The following is a 26,318-nucleotide window of genomic DNA, read 5'->3' as shown; positions in this document are numbered from 1 at the left end:
GCTCACCGGTAAGCATAGAGGTAGCTGCCATAGTATCCGTGACGGCTGCTGGTCGGCTTCTTAACACCATTTAGAATTCCACCTTTGAGCCTCACACCAGCACTCTCAAGACGACGCTTAGCGGCTTTGATTTCGCCAGGAGGGTTCGTGTCGAACCGCACCACCATTAGACTGGTACCAACCAACTTGCCGACTACCGAGGCATCGGTTACCGCCAGAATCGGGGGCGTATCCACGATTACCAGGTCATAGTGCTGGCTTATCGTGTCTAGAAAGTCGTGAAAACTCTGCTGCATCAAAAGCTCTGATGGATTAGGCGGTACGCTTCCTCTTGCCACATAATCAAGTCCATCAAGCTCACTATGGCGAATGGCCTCCTCCACACTGATACGCCGTGCCAACAACTCTGAAAGTCCCTTTATTCCCTTACCGTGAAAGGCATGGTGCAAATGGCCGCGGCGCATATCAGCATCGATTAACAACACTTTTTGGCCAGCCTGGGCACATACCGCCGCTAAGTTCGCGGCTATGAAGCTCTTACCTACCCCCGGACTAGCACCAGTAATCATCAACCGATTGTTATCGGATTCGAGCATGGCGAAGTAGAGGCTGGTACGAAGCCCACGCAATGCCTCAACGGCAATTTCAGCGGGTTTCTTGACGGCCAGCAAGCCACGAAAAACTTCTTGGGCTTTCTTGGCACGACGCGGACGAATACGCTCGGTAAGCCCTGCCTGTTCACCGGAATTCGGTAAGGTGGCATAGACAGGCAGACCCAATTCTTCAAGCTGCTCGGGGGTTTTGATAGACCGGCTGAGCAACATACGAACGATCACTAATAACATTGCCAACAAGGCGCCAAACAGGCCGCTAACAGCGGTTATTAAAGGGATACGTGGAGCAATGGTACCGGGGGACAGCATGGCCGCATCCAAGATACGCACATTGCCTACTGTGCCAGCCTTCACCAAACGCATCTCTTGAAGCTGGTTGAGTAGCTGGACATACACTTGCTGATTGACCTGAGTATCCCGAGTAAGACGCAGCACTTCCTGTTGGGTTTCGGGTAATTCACTCACCAGAGCGTTAAGTCGGTCACGCTCGGCTTCTAGCTGGCCGCGTTGTCTCAGTAACGTTTGGTAGTTAGGGTGTGAAGGACGGTACCTCTCAGCCAGATCCGCTTCCCGCATAGCCAACTCACCAAGCTGGTTTTCCACATCGACTACCCGAGTAAGCAGGTTCTGTGTCTCGAACGTCAGGTCGACAGAGTCACGCTGAGCTCGGTAATCGTTGAGCATGCCTTCGGCATCTGACAATTGGTTGCTAACCTGAGGAATTTGCTCGTTGAGAAAGGCGATCTGTTTTTCTGCTTCTTCTGAATGACGCTGCACGTTTTGAGTCAAAAAAACGCTGGTCAGCGTATCTAGTGTTGGCTGAATCTGGTTTTGATCCGCCCCGTTCAACGTCAGTTCATAGACGCCCGACTCTAACCCACGCGGAATGATTTCAAAGCGATTCTTCAGCTCACTTATTGCACTAAGAGCAGACGTTCTTACTAATGTGAATTCTGCGCCGGGGTGGGCCTCTGCCTGGCTGACAAAAAGACGATACCCCAATTCATCATTCTGTACCGTTTCCCCAACGCTACCAGTAAGCAGCGTTTCTTCTTCCAGCAGCAGCTCGAATTCACCGCCGTCGAGAAGCCGCAACACATGCTCCCCCCCCACGTTCCCCTCGGGAACATCGAAACGAGCGACTCGCAGTGATTCCCCAGCCCACACATAGGGGTTACTCCAAGCATCATCCACAGAGTCTGCTAACCACTGGCGAATGAATTCAGGCGTGAGGCTCTCGAACCACTGCTGATTAACTCCATGATGAACCAGAAAGTCCCCCACCACCGGCAACCTACGCGGCTCAACCTGAATGGCAAGGTCAAGACGGTCAGCGGTTTCACCCAACACCATACGTGACTGCAGAATTTCGAGCTCAGCAGAGGTAGGGTTGCCTTGTTGCGGCTCTCCCAATGACTCCATAAACGCCAAGTTCGATCCTCGGGTCTCTATCTGAACTAAGGCATCGGCCTGATAAATTCTCGGCTGAGAGCTGGCATTAAAGTAGCCCGCCAGCAGAAAAAATCCCGTCACCGACACAATAAACCAGCGATGATCGGACAGCGTGTCTACCAACTTACGCAGATTAAGCTCATCGCTCTCTCGAGGTGCTGGCGACGGCGCTGGTGAAGGGAAATTAGTCATGGAGATGCCTCATCACTCAGAAAATATATTAAAGCTCACCGGCATCAATAGCAGACGTTGCAAAGTCGCCTGGCAAACTAACTGATGGCAACAGCAGGGAGATCACAGAGTTCCAGCGAGCCAGCGGTGCTGACGTCACGTACACCACATCCTGCGGCTCAAGAGGAAAGCGTGTTCCTAGCAATAAGCGAGTGGCATCCTGAATATCCAACTGATAGACGGTGGCAATTTTCTCGCTACCCGGCGGGTTTCCCCTTACTACGAAAATACCCGACGGCTGGGCGCGATTTTCATTCACACCACCTGCCCTTCCCAATGCATCCGTCAACGTGATGCGTTCATTGCCCAGGGCAATGGCACCTGGACGGCTAACCTGTCCCAGAACGACCACGTTTTGATTTTCCATGGTGGGCACGTGAAGTAGATCGCCATCACGCAGTAACCGGTTTTGTGTCATATCCCCTTGACGCATCATGGCGTAAAGCGATATCACCTCTTCACCACCATTGCGGCTTAGGGTGACATTACGCCAATCCGCATTATCACGTGCCCCGCCTACTTCACTAATGGCATCAAGTACCGTCATCGGCACAATACTCAGAGGCAGAGTGCCGGGGTTTTCCACTGCACCACTGATGTACACTTTTTGGGAGTTAAACGCCGCAATGCCTACCTCTACCTGCGGCTCATTGATTACTGCGGACAATCGCCGTGCGATTAACTCGCGCACCTCGTCAAGCGTCATGCCCTCGACTCTCACACGCCCTACGTAGGGATAGAACATCGTGCCATTGGGCCGTATACGGTTCCCGGTTTCCGCAGCGGAGCGCTCGGCGCCGGCAGGAATCGTTAATTCTGGATGGTCATAGACGATCACGCTTAAAATGTCCCCAGGCCCTACCCGATATTCGTAGTCTTGCACTTCTTGATTCAATGCTTGAGACGTGGCTTGCGTGGTAGGCTCTTCTGGGACATACAACCTATCTACAAACTCTGGTGTAATGGGTTGTACGTCCACTCGGCCATCAAGCGATTGGTCGAGCTCGCTTTCATCAATATGCCCGCCTGGGGCCATGGCACAGCCACTTAATATCCCCAGCAGCATGATGAACATTAGATAGCGAACCAGCCGCAATGGGTTTTTTCTGGTTTCTACACCTTCTATTTCTTTGAAATTATTCATTTTTTGTTCCCTTTGCTTTGTGTCTTACCACGCTACCGCCCGGGGATTTTAAATGGCATTTCCCAGAGCCTATTTGGAAACTCGCCTTGGCAGTGCAACCTTCGAGCCGCCATAAGACATGAATGCCATTACGGCAGACAAATATAATGTTACATAAAAAAACAAAAAACATACTTTGATTTACTTCATTGCTGAGGATGAGATAGCTAACGCTATTTAGGCGTTTAGAAATGAGGTTTGGCGTCATGGGTGAGAGGAGAGGAGATCATGCCTAGCGGTATTAAACATTTAATGATAATAAAAAATTTATATTTAAAATTAATAAGTTGTAAAAAGTTACAAAAGAAGAAATTTCAAGTTACAATCGCGGAACAATTGTAATATCGCCTTAATTGAGGGGTTTCTTAGTGACAGTGGTCACATAGAAAAAAGCCACCCTTGGAGGGGCGGCCATAAGTTGGTCTTTGAATCCGCTCACGCCTTTTTGGGTTTCCACCGCTCCCTCAGTGCCGTCTTGAGGGGGCTTGGAAAGCTAGATAAAATCTTTCTTTTGCTGGCGCTGAGAAGGCGTTTCGTATAGCTATGAGATCCCTTTTTGGCGGAGATTTTATCAGACGCTGTATAGACTCTATTATCTTCACAGCAATAAACGGCTTTCCCCGATATTTTTGCAATACTTGCAGCCTGCCTGGTAGCACTCTCAATGAAGAAAGTGTAATCCGAGTTCTTATAGAACAGGCCCTTGTGCGTAGAGTGAATCCCCTGGCGTTGGCGCTCCTCTTTCGAAGGCAGATCCAGCATGACCAAGCGCTCATAGTCAATTCCCTGTTGCTTCAGCCACTGCTCTGTCTGGCTACGGTACTTCTCAAGACGGTTGGTTACCAAGCAGCCGATTCGGCCAGCAGGTAGGAAAAGAAGCTCCGCGTTATTCAAAAACGCAATGTACTGCTCTCCATCATCGTTCTGAAGGTCGGTAGGATCGACGCACAGTACACCATCGATATCGACACATGACTGGGAAAGTATGGCAGGAGTGAAAAGGTTCCACTGGAAAGCACAAGGCGATTCTAGCGTGTAAAAATGAAAATCAACATGTTGCTTACCGTCGGGATCAGCATAGATCGCCAAGGTATCTATTATACAAGGACAGTTTTCGGGGATAGCACTCCGTGCTTCCTGCACAGTCTTCCCTGTAATGACGCTATCATCGACGAAAAGAACTTTTTTCGCGTCCCAGGCGGCTCCCGGCGGCTTTTCTTCCTTTCTACGCAAGCGAGTTTTCAGCGGTTGGTTGTCAATAAAGTCTGGGAGCCCCATCATATCGAGATGCAAACCCAACGCAACCATGCTGGCAGGGATGATGCCGCTACGGGGAATACCGACCACCAGGTCGTAATCCTTCCCGTGAACTTTGAACAAGGACGCAGCGATGTCCTCACTTAAATCACCATAGGATTTGTAATTCATTGTCTATCCCTCCTTATTTATCAGGCTTGACCGCCAAATTAATGGATGGTTAGGTAGAATCGCCTTTCTTGTAAAACCCAGCGGTGATGGCCCTAAACACAAAGACATACTCTCGGTACGTCACGCCTCTACCCAAGATGGAGCATCACGCCAGAGAGTTAAAAAGGCTTTTCCGATAGTTTCTGCAATGAACAAAATCGCTTAGTTACGACTTATAGTGGAACGGTAACTTTATCGAATGACAAAATCGTGTCACTTAAATGATAGGTTATATGATATCTCCAGAAAAAATTATTAAAACTACAATAAAAAAAATACAAGCATTTGTTTCTGTTAAATTTATTCACCTTCATAGTCTAAAGACAGAAACCTCAACCTTCTACTTTATTGGCATTTAAATCAGGCATTTTTAACAATTTTACTCCTTCAAAATAAATGAGAAAAACAATACATAAATCCCATCATAAATACAAAGATCAACATCTTAAAAACAAGAAATACATAATTAAAAAATAGCAAAAAAATCATTACTTAATGATTAGTCAACTAAAAATTTTAAAACGAAAAATGGATCTAATACTGACATGCACATTGGCCATACCGCAGACAGATCAAGCAGTAAAAAAGAAAAAGAAGCGATGGCGATGCCTCTAGAGCCTCTCTGCCCACGTAAAGGCAGCGTCCTTTAGCAACATATGGATATGCTCGAAAACTTCCCTGGATTTTCGGTAAGGATCGGGGATATTGCGCCCTTTGCCACTATCTAGCCAACGACCTAGCAATAGCGTCTTACCTAAGGCTTGGGGTACGTGTTGTCCTACGGCACGGCGCTGGCCCTCAGACATCACCAGAATGAGATCGGCTTCCTGTATCATTATCACCGTTAATTGCCGTGCCTGGTGGCTGGTCACATCCAAACCATCGGCCTCGGCCAATTGACGTGCAAACGGGGATACAGGCTCGCCTTCCAAGGCGCCCAAGCCTGCAGAACTGATATGACGCTCGGGTAGCCGCTGTTTAAGAAATGCCTCAGCGACAGGACTACGACAAATATTACCTGTACACACCACTAAAATACGCTCGAACATGTCTTACTTATCTCCTGGGTGAGCAGAGGTAGACGTTTTCAAATGACACCTTCAATGCTCCCACTGAATAGCAAGCAACCCAAGGGTTTCGTAGATTGCCCTCTCAGTCTTGCGTAGCTCACGGGCAGAGGGCAGCCAATAAGCTAGCGCTAATCCCTCCGTTCGATCGGCCAAATAATGGGTAGGTGCAGCAACTGGAGCTAGGCCTGCCGCCTCGAAATGACGCATAGCGCGCGGCATATGCGACGCTGATGTCACAATCAATACTTGCGCACCTTCACCGAGCAGCGCCCGAACTGACTTGGCCTCTTCAGCAGTATCGTTGGGCGACACCAGCGTCACGATACTCTCTGGCGGAACCCCCAATGCTTCGGCAGCTTCGGCGTAACCATGAGCCATGGTCATTTTTGGATCTTGCCCTCCCCCTGACACTACCAGTAGCAAGTCTGGACGCTCATGCCATAGCCGCAGGCCTTCCATCAGACGCAAACCCGAACTTTCGCTGAGCCTGCCGGTTATCGACCAAGGGCGATCCGGCTGCCAACCACCCCCGAGGACTACCACTGCTTCGATGTTCTGCTCTTCAGGCCATTTCTCCCAAGCGACATATTGAGACTCCAACGGCCCTAGCAAATTATCTGCCACTGGTGCCCAGGCCGCCAGCAATAGCAAGAGCATTGCTAACGTCATTATGCTGTGACCCAGGCGGTACCACCCAAGCTTACGAATCAACCATCCGATAGTAAAAGTGAGGGCCATCAGAGACATTGGCATCAGCAATATCGCCGTCAGGCTTTTCATTAGTGTATACATGGCAACCATCTTGCAGAACTTGCTCGGAAACGAGAACCCAAAGGAAAATCAGCCAGCTAGCATACACCGCTACCCCTGCTGGATAAGCAAAAAAAGAATAGCTTAAGCCAAAGCCCATAAAAGTGATTGGCAGCAATATACCAGCCACGGCATAGGAGCGCTGAGTGGCGCTTTCAGCGCGTAAACCTGGGAAAAAAAGCCACAGGGGAATGAGATAGAGGCTCACGACTATAACAAGACCTGGCAGCCCTTTTCGTACCCAGGCATCCAGAAGGTCGTTATGCGCATGCCAGTAATTGCCTAACTCGGGGCTTAGCACGCCTTGAGTCTCTAGTCTTTGCATGGCGGGTAGATAGCCCTGATGCCCGTAGCCCACGAGGGGACGTTCATAAATCAGCCAGAATGCGCCGCGATACATTTCCAAGCGAGCCCCTACGGAGCCATAGTCAGCGCCTTCCATGTAGCGATGCACCTCGGCCACCGCCTTATCCACCCTTTTTTCTACGCCGCTATGGGGCGTCGTATACACCCCTATCATCACAGCTATTGCAGCAGTCAGTGCCAACCATCGCCACAGCGCTCGCCAGCGACGCGCATAACCGTAATAAAATACCCATATCACTAGCGGCAGTGCCAACCACCCGCCCCGGGTGCCAGAAAGAGCCGAGGCTAGTCCGCCCCCCATTGCGCCGCTCAGCAAAAGCGCTACCCAAAAAAAACGTGTTGATCGCTGTTGCCAGGCCCACCCCAATCCGGCCAAACATAACAGCGCCATCAATAGCGCAAGATTGCCGAAAAAGATTGAATGTAACGGTGGGTGGCCTGTAGCACGGGTTAAACCGACTATCCATTTTTGCCACGCCGCCCAACCCCCTGCACCCAATCCACTTAGCGCTAAACCCACCCACCATGCTGAAGGACGTGGTGGAACGGCGCGCACTAACATAAACGCCAATGCCGCGAGCCAAGCTGCACCAGCTAATGGCAAGGCCCGCTCCAAGCTAGAATGCCAAGCGCCAGCCACTACTTCGACAATACCGACTCCTAGTAGCAACGCCAAAAGAAGGCCATCACCACGCCCCATTGGTTTTCTAAAAAAGCTACGCCTTTGTCGCTCATGCCTAGCAAGAAACGACCATATAATAGTGATCGCCAATCCTAGCCAATAGCCCAAGGGGGCCAATAGCGGTAACACGGTGATTGCTAAAGCCTGCATGCAGTATTTACCTTGTAGGCCACAGGAGTGCGCATGCTTTATTGTCTCACCCGGTCTCCGCTTCCTCTACCCATCACAGTGAGGAACAGGTAGCGAAAATACGTCGGCATCGCCATTGTCGCCAACATTTTTTGATCCGTTTCTGCCAGTAATTGAGGCGTAGACATATCAATATCGTTAAGTTGCGCCAGCCCGGTAATTCCTGGGCGAGCATTGTATACACCACGCTCGGTACGCTCTTTGATCAACTCATCTTGCGTGTATAAGCAAGGACGAGGCCCCACAAGGCTCATATCCCCTTTCAATACATTCCATAGCTGCGGTAACTCATCCAATTTGGTACGCCGTAAGAAATGACCGAATTTGGTAATTGAAGAAGAATCCGCAAGATGCGAAGCAACCCAAGCGGTATCAGGCTTCATAGTACGAAATTTAATCAATACAAACGGCTGGCCACGGTATCCCACACGCTTTTGCAAAAATAGAGGAGACCTCGTGTCCCAGTAACCGATTAAGGCTAATATAAGCAATAATGGCAGACCAATGAGTAGGCCCGTGGCAGCAAACAGGATATCAAAAAATCGTAATATTTTAGTCATGATGTCAATACCCGCATGGTTAAGTCACTATTATTACCATATAAAAATTAGATCTTGGCAACTTCCACTTCAACAAGAATACGCTTTATCACCCAAACAAAGGCAACCAAAGAGTAACGATCTCGAAGAGAAGTATATAAACAAGCTGTTTATATAGCTATAACTGTTAACCTAACAATTTAGGCATATTTTCTCATTCTATTTTACTAGTCTCACCAATTAGAAATTAAGCAAAAAAGGCTAAAACAATTCCCATTAATATATATTATTTGGTAATCCCCTCCGAAAAACCAGGGAACTCAGAAGTAGAATTTTCCGTAAGCTAAACGCAGGGATAACCTGCACGAAAAAATCACGTTTTTCAGACAGCCAAATACTTTCGATCCTTAAGTAAAAGGAAGGCGGTGCCCCGGTTCCGAAACTATGCCGTGAGCTCGGCATGAGCAGTGCGACCTTCTACAAGTAGATAGCTAAATTCGGTGGTATGGGTGCATCCATGGTGGCACGGCTGAAGGTGCTAGAGGATGAAAGCCAGCGGCTCAAGAAGATGTACTCCAAGGAACGATTGAAAGCGGACATCTTCAAGGAAAGCCATCATAAAAAGTGGTGAAGCCGTCTCGTCGCCGTGAGATGTCGCAGAAAGCCGTAAGGAGACATCACTATGGATCACAGGCTCGGCGGCCATCAATATAGTTTTGCATCGCCCACAAATTAGATGCATCGTAAAGATGTTCGGCGGCCTCCCATTGGTAGCACCTCAGGACGGGCGGACTAGGTACATAGCAGGATTCCCTTTGGTTACAGGATCCAACAAGCCAAAAAACAAAGGGTCATCGAACCCCTGCCTGCGATTAGACAACCCTGAAAACTCTATAACATTTAATGCTTAAGTTCTTATATGATCCGTTACTTTCCAGACGCCTGGTGAATTCCATACAGCATGGTGAATTAAGTCTTTTTCCGCAAGGTTATGTACCTTTCCACTAAGCGTTACTTCATGATTATGAACTTCTACTTTTATGGCATTCGCATCCTGAAGCGCCCTTCGCTTAAGTGCGTTCTCAATATTAGCCTTAACCGCCGTAGTCGTTGGCTTAGGTTTAAGAACGATCTGGTTACTAACACCAGTCACACCTGCTAAATATCGAATTGAGCTAGCAGCTAGGAGGCGCTGATATTCCCAGGGCACTTCCCCTGACAAGGTGACCCATCCATCCTCAACCATTACCTTTAATGGGTCATTTGGAATAAAAACATTCCACTCAAGCGTATTTTTTACCGCACGCGCTATATCGGCATCAGTGCGCTGATTTTCCCCTGGCAGTTGTACGTCAATTTCCACAGCGACGCCCTTTACCCCAGCCACCCGCTGAGCTGCCTTTTCCGCATGCCATTTTTCACCATAACTATCCACATGACCGGCTAATGTTACAATGCCATCTTTTACCTCTACACCAATATCCGACGCTCGGACAGAGGGTTCATCACCAAGTTCCGCAAGTACATCTTGCTGAAGTTGACTATCTGATTTCGACATTATGAATACTCCTTGTGTTATGCAGTTATAACTTTCCGTCAACCAGACTATTTTTGACTTACTTAACCTCAAGCTTTCGCCGTAATGCCTGCTTGGATTTGGGCATGGTGATTGTCAAGATACCATCCTTAAATTTGGCCTCCGCATGCTGTGTTTCTACATCGACAGGCAATGCAATCGTACGAGAAAAAGTGCCTTGCCATATTTCTGAATGGTAATATTCATCTTTCTTTTCCTCGGTTTCACCAGAGCGCCGACCTTTTAACATCACAGCATGGTCGGTGATCTCGATATCTATCTCCTTGCGATCAACACCTGGCATCTCAGCACGAACGACGAGTTCCTTTTCTCGGTCAATAATGTCGACTTTAGGGTTGCTTTGAGCAAAAAATCCGAGCCTTTCCTTGACTAAGTCATCTCTAAAGAAAGGTTTTAACCAACTACGTTCAAAGAACCCCTCCATTAAGCGGTCGAACTCCTCAAGCGGATTCAGCGACCGATTGGTTGGCAATGCGCTGGACTCCTGACCCGCAATAACAGGTTTTGTAGCAGTCTTCTCCATGATATTTCTCCTCTATGCTTTCATCTGCTTTGGATAGCACCTTCACCCATTACGTATTAATCTTAGGCACCAAAAAAACATCAGGTGTTACTTGAATATTTATAGCGCAAACAAGATTTTTTAAAAGCTAATCAACGTAACAAAAAGGTATTAAAATGATTAAAAATTGATCTAGAGCAATTTATCTTCCTTTCCAGCCATTCAAAATTCTATTCTTAAAGGGGGGTACAACAGACTTATTAAAAATCAAAAACTTAGCAGGACAGCATGATGAGTTTTATATGGCGTTAAACTAGCCCTATTGAAACCCAAGTAGCTTATAATCTAGAAAAGAACAGCTAGTATCAAACACGATGCCAAGACGCTAAGCAAGTGGTAGATAAGAGTGAAGCACTAAATCTTGTACTCACTCTCTTGAGCAGCCTATCTACCTCACGAGGATTGATTTTGATGATTTACGACGAAGCTCAACACCAAAATATCGATAGGTTGGTACGTGCATCATTGGCCAGGCTAACGCTCGGTATTTCTCCTGCATCGGCGATGCTGTCTTACTTGGACTGGCTATCCAGCCTCCAGCTTTCTCCAGGGACTCAGGCTCATCTACTACAAAAAGCAACGAAGAAACATCTACGCTTACTGATTTGGGCCAGCCATTCGGCTCTAGATCCCGATGCCAAGCCTTGTATTGCCCCTTTGCCACAGGATCGTCGTTTTCGTGATCCTGCTTGGCGTTATTTTCCCTATAACCTGCTTTATCAAGGCTTTCTTCTTCAACAGCAGTGGTGGCATAACGCTACCACCGGACCACGCGGTTTATCTCCGCATCACGAACAGGCAGTAGAATTCGGTGCCCGCCAGTGGCTTGATGTGTTCTCGCCCTCCAATTTTTTACTGACTAATCCCACTGTGCTCAAAAAGACCTTTGAAAGCGCCGGAGGTAATCTAATCCAAGGCCTGCAGCATTACTGTGAAGATATCCAAAACCACTATCTTGGCAAAAGGTCAGCGGGTACTGAAAAGTACGTCGTTGGAAAAAATGTAGCAATTACGCCGGGTAAGGTTATCTATCGCAACCATCTAGTCGAATTGATCCAGTACACGCCTACTACTGAAGAGGTGCACGCGGCTCCTATGCTCATTGTGCCTGCCTGGATCATGAAGTATTACATCCTAGATCTGTCACCGCATAACTCGCTTGTCAGGTATCTGGTCGACCATGGCCACACCGTTTTTATGATCTCATGGCGCAACCCAACGTCTGAGGATTGCGATATTGGGATGGATGACTATCGGCAACAAGGCATTATGGCTAGCCTCGATATTATCGAACATCTATTTCCTAGCCAGAAGATACATGCGGTAGGCTACTGCCTTGGAGGAACACTGTTGGCCATTACCGCCTCTGCGATGGCGAGAAATAGCGACAATCGCTTAGCTTCAATGACACTCTTTGCCGCGCAAACAGATTTTCGAGAAGCTGGCGAATTGATGCTATTTATTGACGAAAAGCAGCTCGCCTTCCTTGAAGATTTAATGTGGGCTCAGGGCATTCTCGATACTAAGCAAATGTCAGGGGTATTCCAGATACTGCGCTCCAACGATTTAATCTGGTCTCGGGTCGTGAACGAGTATTTGCTAGGCACAAGGCAACCCATTAACGATCTTCTCGCCTGGAACGCGGATGCAACGCGTATGCCTTACCGCATGCACTCTGAATACTTGCGTAACCTGTTTTTAAATAATGATTTAGCCGAAGGACGTCTTCGGGTAGATGGCCGTCCGATAGCACTTAGTGATATTCAGATACCTATCTTCTGTGTTGGCACTGAGTGGGATCATGTCGCACCATGGCGATCAACCTACAGGTTGCATCTAATTGCGGATGCGCCGGAGATTACTTTTTTACTCACTAGTGGAGGTCACAACGCGGGTATTATTAGCCCCCCTGAACAATCGCATCGGCATTATCGGGTAGCCACCGCCTTTGAAGGTGACTCTTATATTGATCCAGACACTTGGCTGAAACGCACAGCAATTAAGCCAGGTTCATGGTGGGCTGCATGGCAATCATGGCTGGCAACCAGGTCTGGCTCTCTTATTAAGGCGCCCGATGTTGGTTCACAAACTTACCCACCGCTCGAAGACGCCCCTGGTAGCTATGTTAGAAAGGCGTAACGCCTGTATGGCTAGTTCTATTAAGGTGCTAGTCACTTTGTTTCTTTTATCCTGGCTGCCTCACAGAGCTAAACGATATTCAACGTTACACGCCCTATCTCTCACTACCTATAAATCCCTGTATATTTACTGCGCCACATCCCAATGAGGCACTGTAAAATACATACCACTGCTTGCAAGATTTTAATATAGCTTACATTCGCAATATTGAAACGCTCAGCCGACTCATCAGCGGTTTTCAACAGCAAGGCATATTATCAGCTCATGGGCATGAGTACTGCCGCCTTCTTAACCCTACAAAGTTGGCTGCTATTGCTGAAATAAAAACATGAGCGCGCATCGCATTACCTCTTCTTTCAATGATGCAATTGATATCTATGAAGAAAATTCCACATACTCACCACTCTGCTTATTTATTTGAATTTGAGTTAATTGGTGTCACGAAATAGTGTGCTGTCACACTCAGTAGGCTTGCTATGGACGCTCCTAAAAGTGCCAAAACCATGTCCTTCTGTGCATCCCAAATATCTCCCTGGGCACCTAGGTATGATTCCCCCAATTCCCCTGGGAAGAGTACAACCGCCAGCCACTCAGCAATCTCATAAAACGCCGAATGGGATAAAATCAGCATCACCGGTAGTAGGCGTCTTTTCACAAGATCTTCCATCAGTGGAAAAAGTAGCAGTCCATAAAGGAAATGTACCCAGCGGTCGTACTGATTACGCTCAAAGCTAAACCGTTGGTCCAGAGAAAACCCAAGCAGGGTTCTCAACCAACGGTCATAGGGCACTTCAGAATAGGTATAATGAGCACCAACTTCATGAAATATCAAAAATAGAAAAATGCTTAACCATGCCAGACGTGAGACACCACCCTGATACCACAACCAACCCAATACGGGCACCGCGGCAAACACCAGAATATTTTCAAGTAGCCAATCTGAACGGTAATAAGGCGCTATGGCCAACCATATCCAGAACAGCACAAATCCAACAAACAGCCATGCAGGAAACGGATCAAGCGTTAGCAGACGAGCACGTACTTGCTTAATCCTAGACACACTCCCCTACCTCTGTTTATTGATTTAGCCAGCCTGTTCGGCGCATCACAATTTTCTCGAGTTCCAATATAGTCATCATCACCATGCCGATGCTGATGACCAATACGCCATCCAAAAATGTTAACGGCTGAGTATCGAAAAGGGCTTGCATAGCAGGCCAGTAGGTAAACATCGCCTGAGCAACTATCACCACAGCGACAGCAGACAGCACAGCGGGGGTGCCCAGTAACCCCTGCCAACTAAATGAGGTGTAGTGTAGATAGCGCACATTAAATAGATAGAAAATTTCCAATACGACGATCAAATTGACCACCAAGGTGCGAGCCATCGGCAGCTCATCCCCACGCCCCAGTGAGTAAAAAAATACGCCCAGCACCGCTGCTAGAAAAAGGAACGAAACAAGCGCTACCCGCCAGATCAGAAAAGGTGTCAGCAACCCTTGATTAGCAGGCCTGGGACGGCGCTGCATGACATTGGGTTCTGCCGGTTCGAACGCTAGAGCTAGGCCAAGGGTGCCCGCTGTAACAAGATTAATCCACAAAATTTGCACCGCAGACATCGGCATGGAGAAGTTAAACAGGATAGCGGCAATGACCGCCAATACCTCACCGCCATTAGTGGGTAGTGTCCACGCGGTTACTTTGCGGATATTGTCATAGACAACTCGACCTTCGTTCACCGCAGCGACGATAGAGGCGAAGTTATCATCCAGCAAGACCATTTGAGAGGCCTCTTTCGCCGCATCAGTGCCTTTATGCCCCATCCCAACGCCGACATTTGCCTGCTTCAACGACGGCGCATCATTGACGCCATCGCCGGTCATGGCCACGATTGCCCCCGTCGACTGCAGGGCACGAACGATACGCAGTTTGTGTTCAGGGTTGGTGCGAGCAAAAACACTGGTTTCGTTCACGATAGCAGGAAGGTCAGCGTCTGAAATGCCATCAAGTTCACGCCCAGTCAAGACGTGTGGATCTTCTCCAAATCCTAGCTGCCGCGCAATCGCCGCTGCTGTCTCAGCGTGATCACCGGTAATCATTTTCACCGCAATACCCGCGGAATGGCATTCTTTAATGGCGGCCACCGCCTCCTCGCGCGGAGGGTCGATAAACCCTATCAGGCCAATGAAGACGAGCCCATCCAGGTCGGAAAAAGCTAGCTTATCAGCACCTGGAGCTACTGCTTTAACGGCAAAGCCGAGCACTCTTTCTCCCTGAGAGGCTGCGTTCGCGACCTTGGCGCCCCAGGCGTCTTGATCTAGCGATGCCGTCCCTTCACCATCTATCTGGGCGACACATCGCTGCATTAGTTCATCGGGGGCGCCCTTGACAAAAATCCGACCATCGCCTGATGAATGGCGATGAAGGGTGGCCATAAAGCGATGATTAGCATCAAAGGGGATCTCATCAATTCGCGGCCATTCATGGCGGGTTAGCTCCGGCTCCAAACCAGCTTTAATGGCCAACGCCACCAGCGCACCTTCCATCGGATCGCCCATCACATGCCAGGCACCATTTTCCTGGTTCAACTGGGCATCGTTGCACAGCACTCCCGATAGCACTAAACAACCACTCTCTAGCCGCTGTTTATCCGCAGCAGCGTCATCTGTAGAAGCAGCTTCCAGCCGCCCTTCCGGCACATAACCCGAGCCTGTCACCGTGTACCGACCATGAGGGACTTCCAGCCGTCGCACCGTCATCTCGTTACGCGTCAGGGTGCCGGTCTTGTCTGAACAGATGACCGAAGTAGCGCCTAGTGTTTCCACCGCCGGTAGCTGCCGGATCGCTGCATGACGACGCGCCATGCGCTGTACGCCGATAGCCAATGTAATGGTGATGACCGCTGGCAAGCCTTCAGGAATAGCCCCCACTGCCAGGGCAACGACAGCTATCAGCGCGTCCGGCCAAGCATAGCCACGTACCAATACCGCAAAGGCAAATAGTAAGACCGCCACCGCCAGTGTGATCCAGGTAAACCACACCCCAAAATGGTTAATCTGGCGCAGCAGCGGTGTGGTCAATGGTTGTACTTCACGCAGCAAAGCACTGATGCGCCCGATTTCCGTAGCGCCGCCCGTTGCCACAACGACACCCATCGCCTGCCCTGTAGCCACCAGCGTCCCGGAATAGGCCATTGAGTGCCGGTCACCTAATGCAGCGTCCTTGGGCGCTGGTGTTTCCCGCTTTTCTGCCGCCACCGACTCGCCCGTCAGAATGGCCTCTTCGATACGCAAAGCACTCGTACGAATAAGCCGCAGATCAGCAGGTACCCGATCCCCTGGCTCAAGTGACACGATATCTCCAAGTACAATCTCTTCCACGGGTACCTTGACTCGCCTTCCCTCTCTTACCAGATAGGCGTGGGGAGCGATAAGATTGTGGATCGCGCTCAGCGCCTTTTCGGCCTTACCTTCCTGAATAAATCCAACCAGGGCATTGACCAAAACCACCGCAGCAATAACCGCAGAGTCAACGAAATGCCCTAGCAGCGAAGCGGCAAGCGCTGCCGCCAACAGAAAATAGATCAATGCGTTATGAAACTGGGCAAGAAGACGAAACAATGGATGTCGACCGGCCACCTTTGGCAACCGATTACTTCCAAAAATAACGAGGCGCTGCTTCGCGTCACCCACTGCAAGCCCGGCGGTTGAGGTTCCTAGCGCCGCAAGAACATCCTCGCTTCGCTTGGTATGGGCATCGCTGGGCGGTGAAACCAATGGAGAAACAGTATCTCGTTTAACAGTCGGCGTCTCCATCCTGTCTCCCTGGCAGACGTACTCAAAAGGAATAAGCAATCACCGTTACAGCTTGAGCGCCACCGTCACGGTATCGACTTCATCGCGGCCGGGCTGAACTATAAAACCAAATTCTTTGGCCATGTCCCGCATGGCATGGTTCTCTCTCAGGACATCGGCAAACACCTGCTGAATGCCGGCAGCACGAGCATAATCAATCATCTGCTGCATAAGCCGATAGCCAAGCCCGATCCCCTTCATATCACTACGCACCATGATCGCAAACTCCGCTTTTTCATTGTCGGGATCCGAAGATAAACGAACCACTCCCGCGATATCCTGCTTGCCAAATGGCATCGCTATAAAGGCCATTTCCCGGTCATAATCGATTTGAGTCAGGCGAGCAGCAAAGGCGTGATCAAACCCTCGAATGGCAGCAAAGAAGCGCAGCCTCACATCATCAGGGGAAGAGTGACGCAGCATATCGACCAATGCACTCTCATCTTCGGGGCGAATAGGTCGCAGGCTGTAGCGCTGACCACTGCGTGTTTCTATCGTTTGCTCAAGCTGCTGTGGGTAGGGACGAATAGCCAGCGGGCGCCGCTGATCACGCTCGGCCCTGACCACAATACGTGCATCTAGGGCAAGCACCCCAGAGGTATCGGCCAGCAACGGGTTAATATCCAGTTCGACCACGCGCTCCAAATCAATGACCAACTGTGACAATTTGATAAGAGTGAGCGTAACCGCCTCAAGATCAGCCGCAGGCCGATCACGATAGCCACGTAGCAACTTTGAGATACGTGTCGCCTGGATCATTTCCTGCGCTAACAGCGGGTTGAGAGGCGGGAGGCCAATCACACGATCACCTATCAGTTCAACGGCCGTTCCTCCCTGGCCAAACAGTATGATTGGACCAAAAATGCTATCTTCAGCGATACCTAAGATCAGCTCATGTGCGCCAGGACGACGAATCATCGGCTGTACACTAAATCCATCTAATCGCGCCTCAGACATTACTTGGCGAATAGACACAAGTATGTCTTCAGCAGCCTGCTTCACCGCACCAGGCGAGGCAAGATTCAATTGCACGCCGCCACTATCCGACTTATGCGAAATGTCTCGCGACAGGATTTTCAATACCACCGGAAAGCCAATCCGTTTTGCTGCCTCACTCGCCTCTTCCGGGGTATGCACCGTGATAGCAGAGACGGTTGGAATGCCATAAGCTGATAGCACGGCCACCGCCTCTGGCTCCGTTAGAACACTCCGCCCATCTTCCAGTACGCGGTCAATCACAGCATCCGCACTACTCTTATCGATAGTACTGTTGTTAAAAAGAGGCGGCGGCGTTTCCCTTAATGTTTGCTGGTTTCGCCAGTAACTAAACAGATGTCCGAAGGCCCGAATGGCCTGCTCGGGTGTTTCGTAACTTGGAATGTTGTGTGCCGCAAACAAATGGCGAGCTTTAGCCGGTGCACCTTCACCCAGCCAACAAGTGAGGACGGCTGTCCGCTGTGAGCCCAGAGTATCCACCACTGCCTGGGCAGCGTCCAAGCTATCGGCGACCGCTGTCGGGCAATTCATGACCAGAATCGCATCCGCTTCCTTCTCATTCATCAAAGTTTCGAGTGCGCCGGCGTAAAGTGCCCCTGGCGCATCACCGAGAATATCGACCGGATTGGCATGGGACCATGCAGGTGGCAGAAGATGATTCAGACGCGCTAACGCGTCTTCGGAAAGCTCGGCAAGACGGCCATGCATGTCAGCCAACTCATCGACTGCAAGCACACCAACGCCGCCACCGTTGGTGAGAATGGCTAGCCGGTCGCCTTTCACGCGAGCCCCTGTGGCCAACGTACCTGCCGCTTGAAATAGTTCATCGAGTGTTTTGACGCGCAGCATCCCAGCACGCCGAAACGCTGCATCGTAAACGGCATCAGCACCTGCCAGCGCTCCGGTATGCGACAATGCAGCCTTGGCCCCCGCATCGCTACGCCCTGCCTTAACCACCACTACAGGCTTGGTACGAGAAGCCATTCGGGCCGCCGAGAGAAATTTGCGTGCCTCAGTAATGGCTTCGACATACAGCAGGATGGAATGCGTCTTAGGGTCAAGGGCTAAGTAGTCGAGCATATCGCCGAAATCGACATCGCTCATCGAACCCAGAGACACTACATGCGAAAAGCCGATTCCCCGTGCTGCCGCCCAATCGAGGATAGAGGTCGCCACCGCGCCAGACTGCGTCACAAAGGCCACATCGCCTTTTTGGGGCATGATATGCGCAAAGCTGGCGTTGATCCCCCGATGGGGGGCTAAAATGCCCAGACAGTTAGGGCCAACAATGCGCATCAAGTAAGGCTTGGCCGCGTCAAGCATCGTCTGTTTGAGTACTTTTCCATCGGCATAATCGCCTTCGCCGAAGCCAGCTGTAATGACCACGACAGCCCGACATCCACGTTCGCCGAGTTCGCGTATAAGACCAGGAACCGTATCTGGCGGCGTTGCAATAATGGCCAAGTCGGGAACCAGCGGCAGCTCACTCACGGTGTGGTAGTTGAGGGTCGAGCGGATCGCTCTCTCCCGTAGATTGACCGTTAGGACAGGCCCGGCAAAACCAGCATCAAAAAGATTGCGTGCCAGTACCGCCCCCACAGAACCGGGGCGGTTACTGGCGCCAATCAAAGCGATCGTACTAGGTGAAAACAGGGCATCCAAATTACGAATCGACATCTAACATCTCCGATGCCAGGGATGGCCCCATCACCAACACGGCAGCTCCGGTCAGCTTGCCTTCCCTGAGATCCTTCAGTGCGTCATTAGCGGCGTGGAGCGGGTAGCAAACTGTCCTGGTCTGGATCATCGCCTCAGAGGCCAGTGATAAAAACGCCCTACCGTCCTGGCGAGTCAGATTGGCTACCGAGCGCAACTGCCGCTCTCCCCAAAGCAGCGCATACGGAAAAGAGGGAATGTCACTCATATGTATACCGCCACAGACAACGACTCCCCCTTTGCGCACGGCACGAAGTGCAAGGGGTATCAGCTCTCCCACAGGTGCGAAAATGATAGCGGCATCCAGTGGCGCTTCCGGCAACTGTTCAGAGCTACCTACCCATGTCGCCCCCAGGTACTGCGCAAATCGTTGAGACACTTCATCCCCTGGGCGAGTAAAGGCGTACACTTCCATGCCCTGCCATTTTGCGACCTGGGCCACAATATGTGCCGCCGCGCCAAAGCCATAAATACCGAGACGCTGCAGGTCATTGCCACACATAACCAGAGAACGATAGCCAATCAGGCCAGCACACATCAGTGGGGCTGCTTCAGCAGCGCTATAGTGGGAACTGATAGAAAAGCAGAAGCGATGATCCGCTAAGGTATATTCAGCAAAGCCACCATCTATCTGGTACCCGGTAAAACGCGCCTGATCACAAAGGTTCTCCTTCCCGTGCAAACAGTAGCGGCATTTACCGCAGCTATACCCTAGCCAAGGAACGCCCAGGCGTACTCCCTTCTCTAGCACTACACCAGGGCCGCACTTAACAACACGACCAATAATTTCGTGCCCAGGAACAATCGGATAACGGATGTCCGGCAGCTCTCCGTCAAGCAGATGCAGGTCGGTGCGACACACGGCGCACGCTTCAACTTTCAGCAGTACCTGCCCCTTTCCCGGCGTAGGAATGGGCCTTTCCTGACATTGCAACGATCCACCCTGTTGCTCAAGCACCATGACCTTCATGCGACGTCCCTAAGCACCGTAAACACCAATTTTCGTTACCTTTTTCTTAGCTGGTTTCGTATGCTGCTTTTGTGTACAAACCACTCCTTTGCTCATAGTCACTACTAGAAATCTATGGATAGTTATAGCGTAAAGTCCCGTGAAGAAAAGCTCATCAAGCAAATAAAATCACTTATTCATAATAATATTGATCTAGCGCAATCAAACTGCCTCGACAGCGCCCGCTTTTTCATAGCAGTCCACTCAACATAAGGAAGTAAAACAACACCTTATCGCTCAAATAAAAATACCTATTAAATACAGCCTTGATATTAAAGGCGCAGATTTTAAAACGCTCCTGAATCAAAAATACCAGCCGATAGTGAGACATCTTTCATAGCGTCTTAACAAACGAGCTGTTTTGGGAGGTATGCCGCTTTTACGTGGCCACATATGCTCTAATGCATGAATATACCATGCGTGAAAGCGGCGTTTTAATCACATCGCAAGATTTAGCTCAGAAGAGCCTACTCTCCACTGTTCTTGGCACTCCCGAAGCACAAAACACTCTTTCGTTTTCTGTGTCACAAAGTCGAATAAAGGCTGGTGCAATTCAGGTGTAGCATTCGTTTCCAGCATCCAACCAAAGAAAGCACTCGTCGCTTCAGCGGCTTTTTCGGCATTCACTAGCAGGTGATGCCCCATATTTTCATCCACAACGAAGAAGTGCTTACTAACTTTATTGAAAAATGGAGGTTCCTTTTGCTGATTAGCACTCACGCAAGCACCAAGATCCATTTGGCTAGCCACTTCCTGCAAACTACAAAGTCTGTGCACACACTCCATACCAATCGCATCCATCAAACGACTAATGGGTGGATCAAAGGGTAGAAAACTCAATGCCAAGCCTCGGTAGCGATTTAACTCACGTACTTCGTGCAAATATGCTAAGTTCAGCTGGTCTTGCGGCAGAAAATTAAGTGCTGTCAAGTTATCCATCAATAAAGCCCTCTCACCATGTAGAAATAGCCCAACATTAGGCTGTTTTTCAGGAGGCATCCTAGTGTGAGAGAAAGCTCATTTTCTATGATCTCTGTCAATTTTTCATCACGGCATTAAGAAATTAATACTCCTCAAAAGAACATCCACCATTACCATTAGCCAATAACTCAAACTTCACCCTTGTAGTGCTAATCAAGTCTTAGCTATTTAAGCTGCCGGTTTTATAACAACCATACACGCATAAAAAAACAAAGCTATAAAGCTGACAACGGTCAAGTTTTTGTGCACCTATATTATCTATACTCTTTGAAAGCTATTGCGAGATCCCTAGCAATTGTCTGCATAGGAGGAATAAACGATGAAAGCACTTGTTTATGAAGGAGTAGGGAAACGGAAGTGGAAAGAGAAGCCCCGGCCTATAATCGAGACTCCCACCGATGCTCTTGTAAGGATAACGCAAACCACCATTTGCGGGACTGACCTGCACATCCTTAAAGGAGATGTTCCTACAGTCGAAGCTGGTCGCACTCTGGGCCACGAAGGAATCGGTATCATAGAAAAAGTAGGTGATAGCGTGAGTAGCCTCAAGCCAGGAGATCAAGTACTTATCTCCTGCATCACCTCTTGCGGACATTGCGACTACTGTAAGCAAGGAATGTATGCGCATTGCCGCGATGGAGGCTGGATTCTGGGGCATAAAATTGATGGCACCCAGGCAGAATTCGTACGCATCCCGCATGCCGACAACAGTCTCTACCACTTGCCGCCGGGGCTCGATCCTGCCGCCGCACTTATGCTGAGCGATATCCTGCCAACCGGTCATGAAATTGGCGCACTCAATGGCGGAGTTAAACTCGGCGATACCGTGGCCATCGTCGGTGCCGGGCCGATCGGCTTGGCGGCCCTACTCACCTCCCGTTTCTACTCACCCGCACGTATTATCATGGTAGATCCCGACGAAAACCGTCTAGCCGTGGCACGTCAGTTAGGAGCTACCGATACCGTCAGTGCTGACCCGGTCGAAACAATAATGAAGCTCACGGATAGTGAAGGCGTCGATGTAGCGATGGAAGCCGTAGGAATTCCCGAGTCGTTTGATACCTGCCAGCGCATATTGCGTCCCGGTGGTCGCCTTGCCAATATCGGGGTGCATGGCCGCAGCGTTGAATTTCGAATCGAGGACTTATGGATCAAAAACGTTACCGTGCGCACTGGGCTGGTGAACACCAATACCATTCCAGTATTGATGCGTTTCCTGGAGGCAGGTGGCATTGAAGCGAAGAGCCTAATCACCCATCGGTTCGCCTTGAAAGAGATCGAGGAAGCCTATGATATTTTTTCGCGTGCTTCTTCAGAAAATGCAATTAAAGTGTTGCTGTCAGCCTAATAAGATAACTCACCGACCTAAATAAAATAAAAATCAGGACGTTAAGTACATCGAACTAATTGATTATTAATGAAAATACAAAACGAATCAAAATAAATGCAATTTTCGCCTGGCTACAAAACAAAAACACTTCAACGAGGACAAGAACATGATAACTTCAGGTCATCAAAAAAACCCTCTGAAAGCACCCGTGGCAGACAACTTGCTCGTTTTGTGGTCTCAACCTTGGATGGAATCCACTAACACAGCGATCAAGTTACAGCGCATTTGGCTAGAGACACTGAATGACGCAACGCGTCACGAACTAGACTTCTTTTCAACCGTGGCGATTTCCTGCAGTAAGCTGACAAGCTGCATGCTGGGTCTTGAGGGTCTGCTAACGCCATCATCTATGATGTCCTGCTATCACGAAATCACTGGTGATATGACAGAAGCGACGTTAAAACGCGTGCATAAGGTATCAAAGCTCAGTGATGATCTAAGAGAGCGCATTTGGTGTGAAATCTAAAAATTCTGCAAGGATCGCGCGACTTTTTCTAAAGGACTAACCTGAGATAGGACAAAGGCATGACGGTTGAAACCATCAAAGACATACTGGAACTGACCCGGCGGTTGCATGCCAATCTGGCCGATAAACTAAAGCGCGCCGCCAGGGACACCCAGCATGAAAAGCTGCGCATGTTACTTGACTATCTTTCCCAACATGAACAAAAGCTTAGCCGGGTCATAGCGTTGAGCGAGCAAGATGCAGAGAAAGCCGCGCTCCAAACGTGGTGTGCAGAATACTTTGACAAGCACCCTTTCAAGCTTGAAACACTGGGTAATTTAGACTTTGCCAACATGGGCACTGACGATGTCCTGCGCTCTTTGCTAGCAGTACATGATCGTATTATTGATCTCTATCGCTATTTATCGACACGGGCTGAAGTCTCGTCCACCGAGGAATTATTGAATGGCCTCCTCGCTTTAGAACAACACGAAATCATGCGCATGATACGAGACGCGGAAAAGCTGGAAGATCTTTAGTCATAGATACAAGTTCTAGCGCTCATGCTGTTTGACCTTACTCAGAAAACCGTGGTGGTGTAACGCCGCCATCGGCCCGATTAAAACAGGTTTGAGCATAACGCGAGCTGTACCAAGTGTATTAGATGCCATATACCGCTCAATAGAGCAACTTACTAATCAACACTAACGGGTACATCATGTCTACTCAAGATAGAAAGGCCTTGCTAGACAACCTACGGTTAGAGCTCAAAGCCCGCATCCATCACTATGAAGAACACCAGCATCGAAGCAGTGGCGCTCTGAATAAAGATCTTGATGATCAGGCGGTAGAGGTTCAAAACGACGAAGTTGTCGCGCGGCTGGAGGAAGAAGTCAGGCTAGAACTGGCCCAGGCCGAACGCGCCTTGGCACGCATCGCTGCCCAGGTCGGAGACTTATGCGAGGAATGTGACAAGCCCATCGCACCAGATCGTCTCAAGGCCTTGCCCTACACAACCCGCTGCAAAAACTGCGCCGATCTGTAACAAGGGCGAAACCTCCTCCAATAAGGCCCTCTAGTAAGCCGCATTGAGGTTAGCATGGACAAACGTTACCAAGCATATATCCTCTTTTTTATTTTCGGCTATATTGTTGTCCTATTGGCTCAGGACTTCATTGCGGAGGAGCGTTCCTACGAACCGATTCCCTATTCCGAGTTTCGACATCATCTTGAGCAAGGCATCATCAACACGCTTGATGTTAGTTCAGAGCGGATCAAAGGCACCTACAATACGCCACTCTCCGACGGTACTACTGGCTTCACCACCTATCGCATCGACCCGACCTTGGCCAATGACCTAGCCCAATACGATGTCACTTTCAATGGTGCGCCTAGTGAGTCATGGCTGACCTCTATGCTTTCTTGGCTCTTGCCGTTCCTGCTCGTATTCGCTATCTGGGGATTTTTCCTGCGCCGTATGGTATCTAGTCAGGGAGGCCTTGGCAGCATGATGACACTGGGCAAATCGAAAGCCCGTGTTTATGTTGAGACCGAAACCAAGGTGACCTTCGCCGACGTGGCTGGCATTGACGAAGCCAAGGATGAACTCAAGGAAGTAGTGGCCTTTTTGCGCGACCCACAGCGTTATGGTCGCCTGGGGGCTCACGTGCCGAAGGGCATCCTTCTGGTTGGTCCTCCTGGCACTGGCAAGACGCTACTGGCCCGTGCCGTGGCTGGCGAAGCTGGCGTTCCCTTCTTTTCGATTTCAGGGTCCGAGTTCGTAGAGATGTTCGTCGGTGTGGGGGCAGCCCGAGTTAGAGACCTCTTTGAGCAAGCTGCAAAAGCCACGCCGTGTATCATTTTTATTGATGAGCTGGATGCACTCGGCGGCGCCCGAGGGCTTGGTATGCTCGGTGGCGGTCATGACGAAAAGGAACAGACCCTCAACCAGCTACTAACTGAGCTAGATGGCTTTGATACATCATCCGGGATTGTACTTCTGGCCGCGACTAACCGACCCGAGATCCTTGATCCCGCCCTGCTGCGTGCAGGACGTTTCGACCGTCAGGTTTTGGTCGATCGCCCCGAGCGGCGGGGACGCATTGCCATTCTCAATGTACATCTAAAACACCTCAACAAGCTGGCGCCTGATGTCGATGCCGAGCAGATAGCCGCCTTGACCCCAGGATTTACCGGTGCTGATCTAGCCAACTTGGTCAATGAAGCGGCTCTGCTAGCCACGCGCCGTGATGCCGATGCGGTGACACTAAGCGATTTTACACTCGCGGTGGAACGCATCGTTGCCGGACTGGAGAAGAAAAGCCGTGTGCTTAATGAACATGAGCGACGCGTAGTAGCGCATCACGAAATGGGCCATGCTCTCGTCGCCGCTTCGTTGCCTGGAATGGACCCCGTACACAAAATCTCTATCATTCCACGTGGGGTTGGCGCCTTGGGCTATACACTCCAGCGCCCAACAGAGGAGCGTTTCCTGCAAACGGTTGCCGACCTAAAGAGTCGTATGGCAGCGCTGATGGGCGGCCGAGCCGCCGAACGCATGATTTTCAACGAAATCTCCACTGGAGCGGCTGATGATCTGGCCAAGGTGACCGATATTGCCCGTAGCATGGTCACCCGATTCGGAATGAGTGAGGAAGGCGGACAAGTCATTTATGAGGAAGACCGGCAAGCATTTCTAGGCGACAAATTTGGGCTCGCAAAGCCCAAGACCTACTCCGAGGAAACAGCCCGTGAAATCGATACTGCCATACGCAGACTGGTCGACGACGCTTTTGATAGTGCCACCCAGATACTGACCCGCCGTCGCAAGGTACTGGAGACCGGTGCCGCCATGCTGCTTGAGCGCGAGACGCTGACCGTCCAAGATTTTCCGCCTATCGGGGAAGTAGCAGAGATAGCTGACAGGCCAGCGACGGATCGAATATAAAGCACTCTTGACCCATAGGTACGATAGGCTCGACTAAAAAACATAATGACTACTTTGTCTGACCTATTACAGCAAAGTG

Annotated in this window: 19 protein-coding genes and 1 pseudogene; 6 read left to right on the top strand and 14 right to left on the bottom strand. The window is 49.9% G+C overall.

From position 1 onward, the window contains the following. Window positions 1-2: 2 nt before the first annotated feature. The 7 genes from HALTITAN_RS05905 to HALTITAN_RS05875 form a co-directional block, all read right to left on the bottom strand. The gene (locus HALTITAN_RS05905) at window positions 3-2,258 is read right to left on the bottom strand and encodes a polysaccharide biosynthesis tyrosine autokinase (protein ID WP_009286548.1); all 2,256 of its coding nucleotides are present in this window, start codon (window positions 2,256-2,258) and stop codon (window positions 3-5) included. A gap of 28 nt (window positions 2,259-2,286) precedes the next feature. Next, on the bottom strand, window positions 2,287-3,441 hold the full coding sequence (locus HALTITAN_RS05900; protein ID WP_009286547.1) for a polysaccharide export protein: 1,155 nt from the start codon (window positions 3,439-3,441) through the stop codon (window positions 2,287-2,289). Window positions 3,442-3,915: 474 nt separating this feature from the next. Next, the gene (locus tag HALTITAN_RS05895; protein ID WP_009286546.1) at window positions 3,916-4,908 is read right to left on the bottom strand and encodes a phosphoribosyltransferase; all 993 of its coding nucleotides are present in this window, start codon (window positions 4,906-4,908) and stop codon (window positions 3,916-3,918) included. A 650-nt stretch (window positions 4,909-5,558) separates the two neighbouring features. After that, window positions 5,559-5,996, bottom strand: coding sequence for a low molecular weight protein-tyrosine-phosphatase (locus tag HALTITAN_RS05890; protein ID WP_009286545.1), 438 nt, complete (start codon window positions 5,994-5,996; stop codon window positions 5,559-5,561). Between the two features lie 51 nt (window positions 5,997-6,047). Beyond that, on the bottom strand, window positions 6,048-6,674 hold the full coding sequence (locus tag HALTITAN_RS05885; protein WP_230805089.1) for an ElyC/SanA/YdcF family protein: 627 nt from the start codon (window positions 6,672-6,674) through the stop codon (window positions 6,048-6,050). 43 nt (window positions 6,675-6,717) lie between these two features. Continuing rightward, window positions 6,718-7,893 carry an O-antigen ligase family protein gene (locus HALTITAN_RS05880; RefSeq protein WP_051051897.1) on the bottom strand — a complete coding sequence of 392 codons (1,176 nt, stop codon included), beginning with the start codon at window positions 7,891-7,893 and terminating at the stop codon, window positions 6,718-6,720. A gap of 170 nt (window positions 7,894-8,063) precedes the next feature. Further along, window positions 8,064-8,624 (bottom strand): sugar transferase, encoded by a 561-nt coding sequence (locus HALTITAN_RS05875; protein WP_009286544.1) that lies wholly within the window; start codon window positions 8,622-8,624, stop codon window positions 8,064-8,066. A gap of 334 nt (window positions 8,625-8,958) precedes the next feature. On the opposite strand from HALTITAN_RS05875, the pseudogene HALTITAN_RS05870 reads away from it, so the two are divergent. Continuing rightward, a pseudogene (locus tag HALTITAN_RS05870) lies at window positions 8,959-9,275 on the top strand (transposase); the annotation flags it as partial. 235 nt (window positions 9,276-9,510) lie between these two features. On the opposite strand, the gene HALTITAN_RS05865 reads toward HALTITAN_RS05870, so the two are convergent. Then, a complete protein-coding gene (locus HALTITAN_RS05865; RefSeq protein WP_027959254.1) occupies window positions 9,511-10,161 on the bottom strand; it encodes a BON domain-containing protein in 651 nt (216 codons plus the stop codon). A 58-nt stretch (window positions 10,162-10,219) separates the two neighbouring features. Continuing rightward, window positions 10,220-10,723 carry an Hsp20/alpha crystallin family protein gene (locus tag HALTITAN_RS05860; RefSeq protein ID WP_009286542.1) on the bottom strand — a complete coding sequence of 168 codons (504 nt, stop codon included), beginning with the start codon at window positions 10,721-10,723 and terminating at the stop codon, window positions 10,220-10,222. A gap of 450 nt (window positions 10,724-11,173) precedes the next feature. Here HALTITAN_RS05860 and HALTITAN_RS05855 point away from each other — a divergent pair, with 450 nt between their 5' ends. Then, the gene (locus HALTITAN_RS05855) at window positions 11,174-12,901 is read left to right on the top strand and encodes a PHA/PHB synthase family protein (protein ID WP_085947147.1); all 1,728 of its coding nucleotides are present in this window, start codon (window positions 11,174-11,176) and stop codon (window positions 12,899-12,901) included. Window positions 12,902-13,310: 409 nt separating this feature from the next. Here the strand turns inward: HALTITAN_RS05855 and HALTITAN_RS05850 are convergent, their stop codons facing one another. From HALTITAN_RS05850 to HALTITAN_RS05830, 5 genes are all read right to left on the bottom strand, one after another. Continuing rightward, window positions 13,311-13,961, bottom strand: a complete 651-nt coding sequence (locus HALTITAN_RS05850) for a DUF2238 domain-containing protein (RefSeq protein ID WP_009286541.1) — start codon at window positions 13,959-13,961, stop codon at window positions 13,311-13,313. A 16-nt stretch (window positions 13,962-13,977) separates the two neighbouring features. After that, the gene (locus tag HALTITAN_RS05845; protein WP_039858322.1) at window positions 13,978-16,716 is read right to left on the bottom strand and encodes a cation-transporting P-type ATPase; all 2,739 of its coding nucleotides are present in this window, start codon (window positions 16,714-16,716) and stop codon (window positions 13,978-13,980) included. Window positions 16,717-16,761: 45 nt separating this feature from the next. Next, window positions 16,762-19,428, bottom strand: a complete 2,667-nt coding sequence (locus tag HALTITAN_RS05840; RefSeq protein WP_039858318.1) for a bifunctional acetate--CoA ligase family protein/GNAT family N-acetyltransferase — start codon at window positions 19,426-19,428, stop codon at window positions 16,762-16,764. Next, window positions 19,415-20,437, bottom strand: a complete 1,023-nt coding sequence (locus HALTITAN_RS05835; protein WP_009286539.1) for a zinc-dependent alcohol dehydrogenase family protein — start codon at window positions 20,435-20,437, stop codon at window positions 19,415-19,417. Before HALTITAN_RS05835 ends, HALTITAN_RS05840 begins: the two co-directional genes overlap by 14 nt. Before the next feature lie 477 nt (window positions 20,438-20,914). Beyond that, window positions 20,915-21,415 (bottom strand): hypothetical protein, encoded by a 501-nt coding sequence (locus HALTITAN_RS05830; RefSeq protein ID WP_039858552.1) that lies wholly within the window; start codon window positions 21,413-21,415, stop codon window positions 20,915-20,917. Window positions 21,416-21,776: 361 nt separating this feature from the next. On the opposite strand from HALTITAN_RS05830, the gene HALTITAN_RS05825 reads away from it, so the two are divergent. The 4 genes from HALTITAN_RS05825 to ftsH all read left to right on the top strand — a co-directional run bounded on the left by HALTITAN_RS05825 (window position 21,777) and on the right by ftsH (window position 26,239). Further along, the gene (locus HALTITAN_RS05825) at window positions 21,777-22,805 is read left to right on the top strand and encodes a zinc-dependent alcohol dehydrogenase family protein (protein WP_039858317.1); all 1,029 of its coding nucleotides are present in this window, start codon (window positions 21,777-21,779) and stop codon (window positions 22,803-22,805) included. A 567-nt stretch (window positions 22,806-23,372) separates the two neighbouring features. Continuing rightward, the gene (locus HALTITAN_RS05815; RefSeq protein ID WP_009286537.1) at window positions 23,373-23,831 is read left to right on the top strand and encodes a hypothetical protein; all 459 of its coding nucleotides are present in this window, start codon (window positions 23,373-23,375) and stop codon (window positions 23,829-23,831) included. A 179-nt stretch (window positions 23,832-24,010) separates the two neighbouring features. Beyond that, the gene (locus HALTITAN_RS05810) at window positions 24,011-24,337 is read left to right on the top strand and encodes a TraR/DksA family transcriptional regulator (RefSeq protein ID WP_027959244.1); all 327 of its coding nucleotides are present in this window, start codon (window positions 24,011-24,013) and stop codon (window positions 24,335-24,337) included. A gap of 54 nt (window positions 24,338-24,391) precedes the next feature. Continuing rightward, complete coding sequence (gene ftsH / locus HALTITAN_RS05805; RefSeq protein ID WP_009286536.1) at window positions 24,392-26,239, top strand: ATP-dependent zinc metalloprotease FtsH; 1,848 nt, start codon at window positions 24,392-24,394, stop codon at window positions 26,237-26,239. Window positions 26,240-26,318 lie beyond the last annotated feature (79 nt).

It is taken from the genome of Vreelandella titanicae BH1, from assembly GCF_000336575.1.
GTDB classification, from domain to species: Bacteria; Pseudomonadota; Gammaproteobacteria; order Pseudomonadales; family Halomonadaceae; genus Vreelandella; species Vreelandella titanicae.
Note: the sequence above shows the minus strand (reverse complement) of the source record. Positions and strands in the feature narration are given on the sequence as shown.

Bases quoted from the DNA above. Each gene is read 5' to 3' on its own strand.
- HALTITAN_RS05905 (WP_009286548.1), bottom strand. From the start codon at position 2,258: ATGACTAATTTCCCTTCACCAGCGCCGTCGCCAGCACCTCGAGAGAGC.
- HALTITAN_RS05900 (WP_009286547.1), bottom strand. From the start codon at position 3,441: ATGAATAATTTCAAAGAAATAGAAGGTGTAGAAACCAGAAAAAACCCA.
- HALTITAN_RS05895 (WP_009286546.1), bottom strand. From the start codon at position 4,908: ATGAATTACAAATCCTATGGTGATTTAAGTGAGGACATCGCTGCGTCC.
- HALTITAN_RS05890 (WP_009286545.1), bottom strand. From the start codon at position 5,996: ATGTTCGAGCGTATTTTAGTGGTGTGTACAGGTAATATTTGTCGTAGT.
- HALTITAN_RS05885 (WP_230805089.1), bottom strand. From the start codon at position 6,674: ATGCTCTTGCTATTGCTGGCGGCCTGGGCACCAGTGGCAGATAATTTG.
- HALTITAN_RS05880 (WP_051051897.1), bottom strand. From the start codon at position 7,893: ATGGGGCGTGGTGATGGCCTTCTTTTGGCGTTGCTACTAGGAGTCGGT.
- HALTITAN_RS05875 (WP_009286544.1), bottom strand. From the start codon at position 8,624: ATGACTAAAATATTACGATTTTTTGATATCCTGTTTGCTGCCACGGGC.
- HALTITAN_RS05865 (WP_027959254.1), bottom strand. From the start codon at position 10,161: ATGTCGAAATCAGATAGTCAACTTCAGCAAGATGTACTTGCGGAACTT.
- HALTITAN_RS05860 (WP_009286542.1), bottom strand. From the start codon at position 10,723: ATGGAGAAGACTGCTACAAAACCTGTTATTGCGGGTCAGGAGTCCAGC.
- HALTITAN_RS05855 (WP_085947147.1), top strand. From the start codon at position 11,174: ATGATTTACGACGAAGCTCAACACCAAAATATCGATAGGTTGGTACGT.
- HALTITAN_RS05845 (WP_039858322.1), bottom strand. From the start codon at position 16,716: ATGGAGACGCCGACTGTTAAACGAGATACTGTTTCTCCATTGGTTTCA.
- HALTITAN_RS05840 (WP_039858318.1), bottom strand. From the start codon at position 19,428: ATGTCGATTCGTAATTTGGATGCCCTGTTTTCACCTAGTACGATCGCT.
- HALTITAN_RS05835 (WP_009286539.1), bottom strand. From the start codon at position 20,437: ATGAAGGTCATGGTGCTTGAGCAACAGGGTGGATCGTTGCAATGTCAG.
- HALTITAN_RS05830 (WP_039858552.1), bottom strand. From the start codon at position 21,415: ATGGATAACTTGACAGCACTTAATTTTCTGCCGCAAGACCAGCTGAAC.
- HALTITAN_RS05825 (WP_039858317.1), top strand. From the start codon at position 21,777: ATGAAAGCACTTGTTTATGAAGGAGTAGGGAAACGGAAGTGGAAAGAG.
- HALTITAN_RS05815 (WP_009286537.1), top strand. From the start codon at position 23,373: ATGACGGTTGAAACCATCAAAGACATACTGGAACTGACCCGGCGGTTG.
- HALTITAN_RS05810 (WP_027959244.1), top strand. From the start codon at position 24,011: ATGTCTACTCAAGATAGAAAGGCCTTGCTAGACAACCTACGGTTAGAG.
- ftsH (WP_009286536.1), top strand. From the start codon at position 24,392: ATGGACAAACGTTACCAAGCATATATCCTCTTTTTTATTTTCGGCTAT.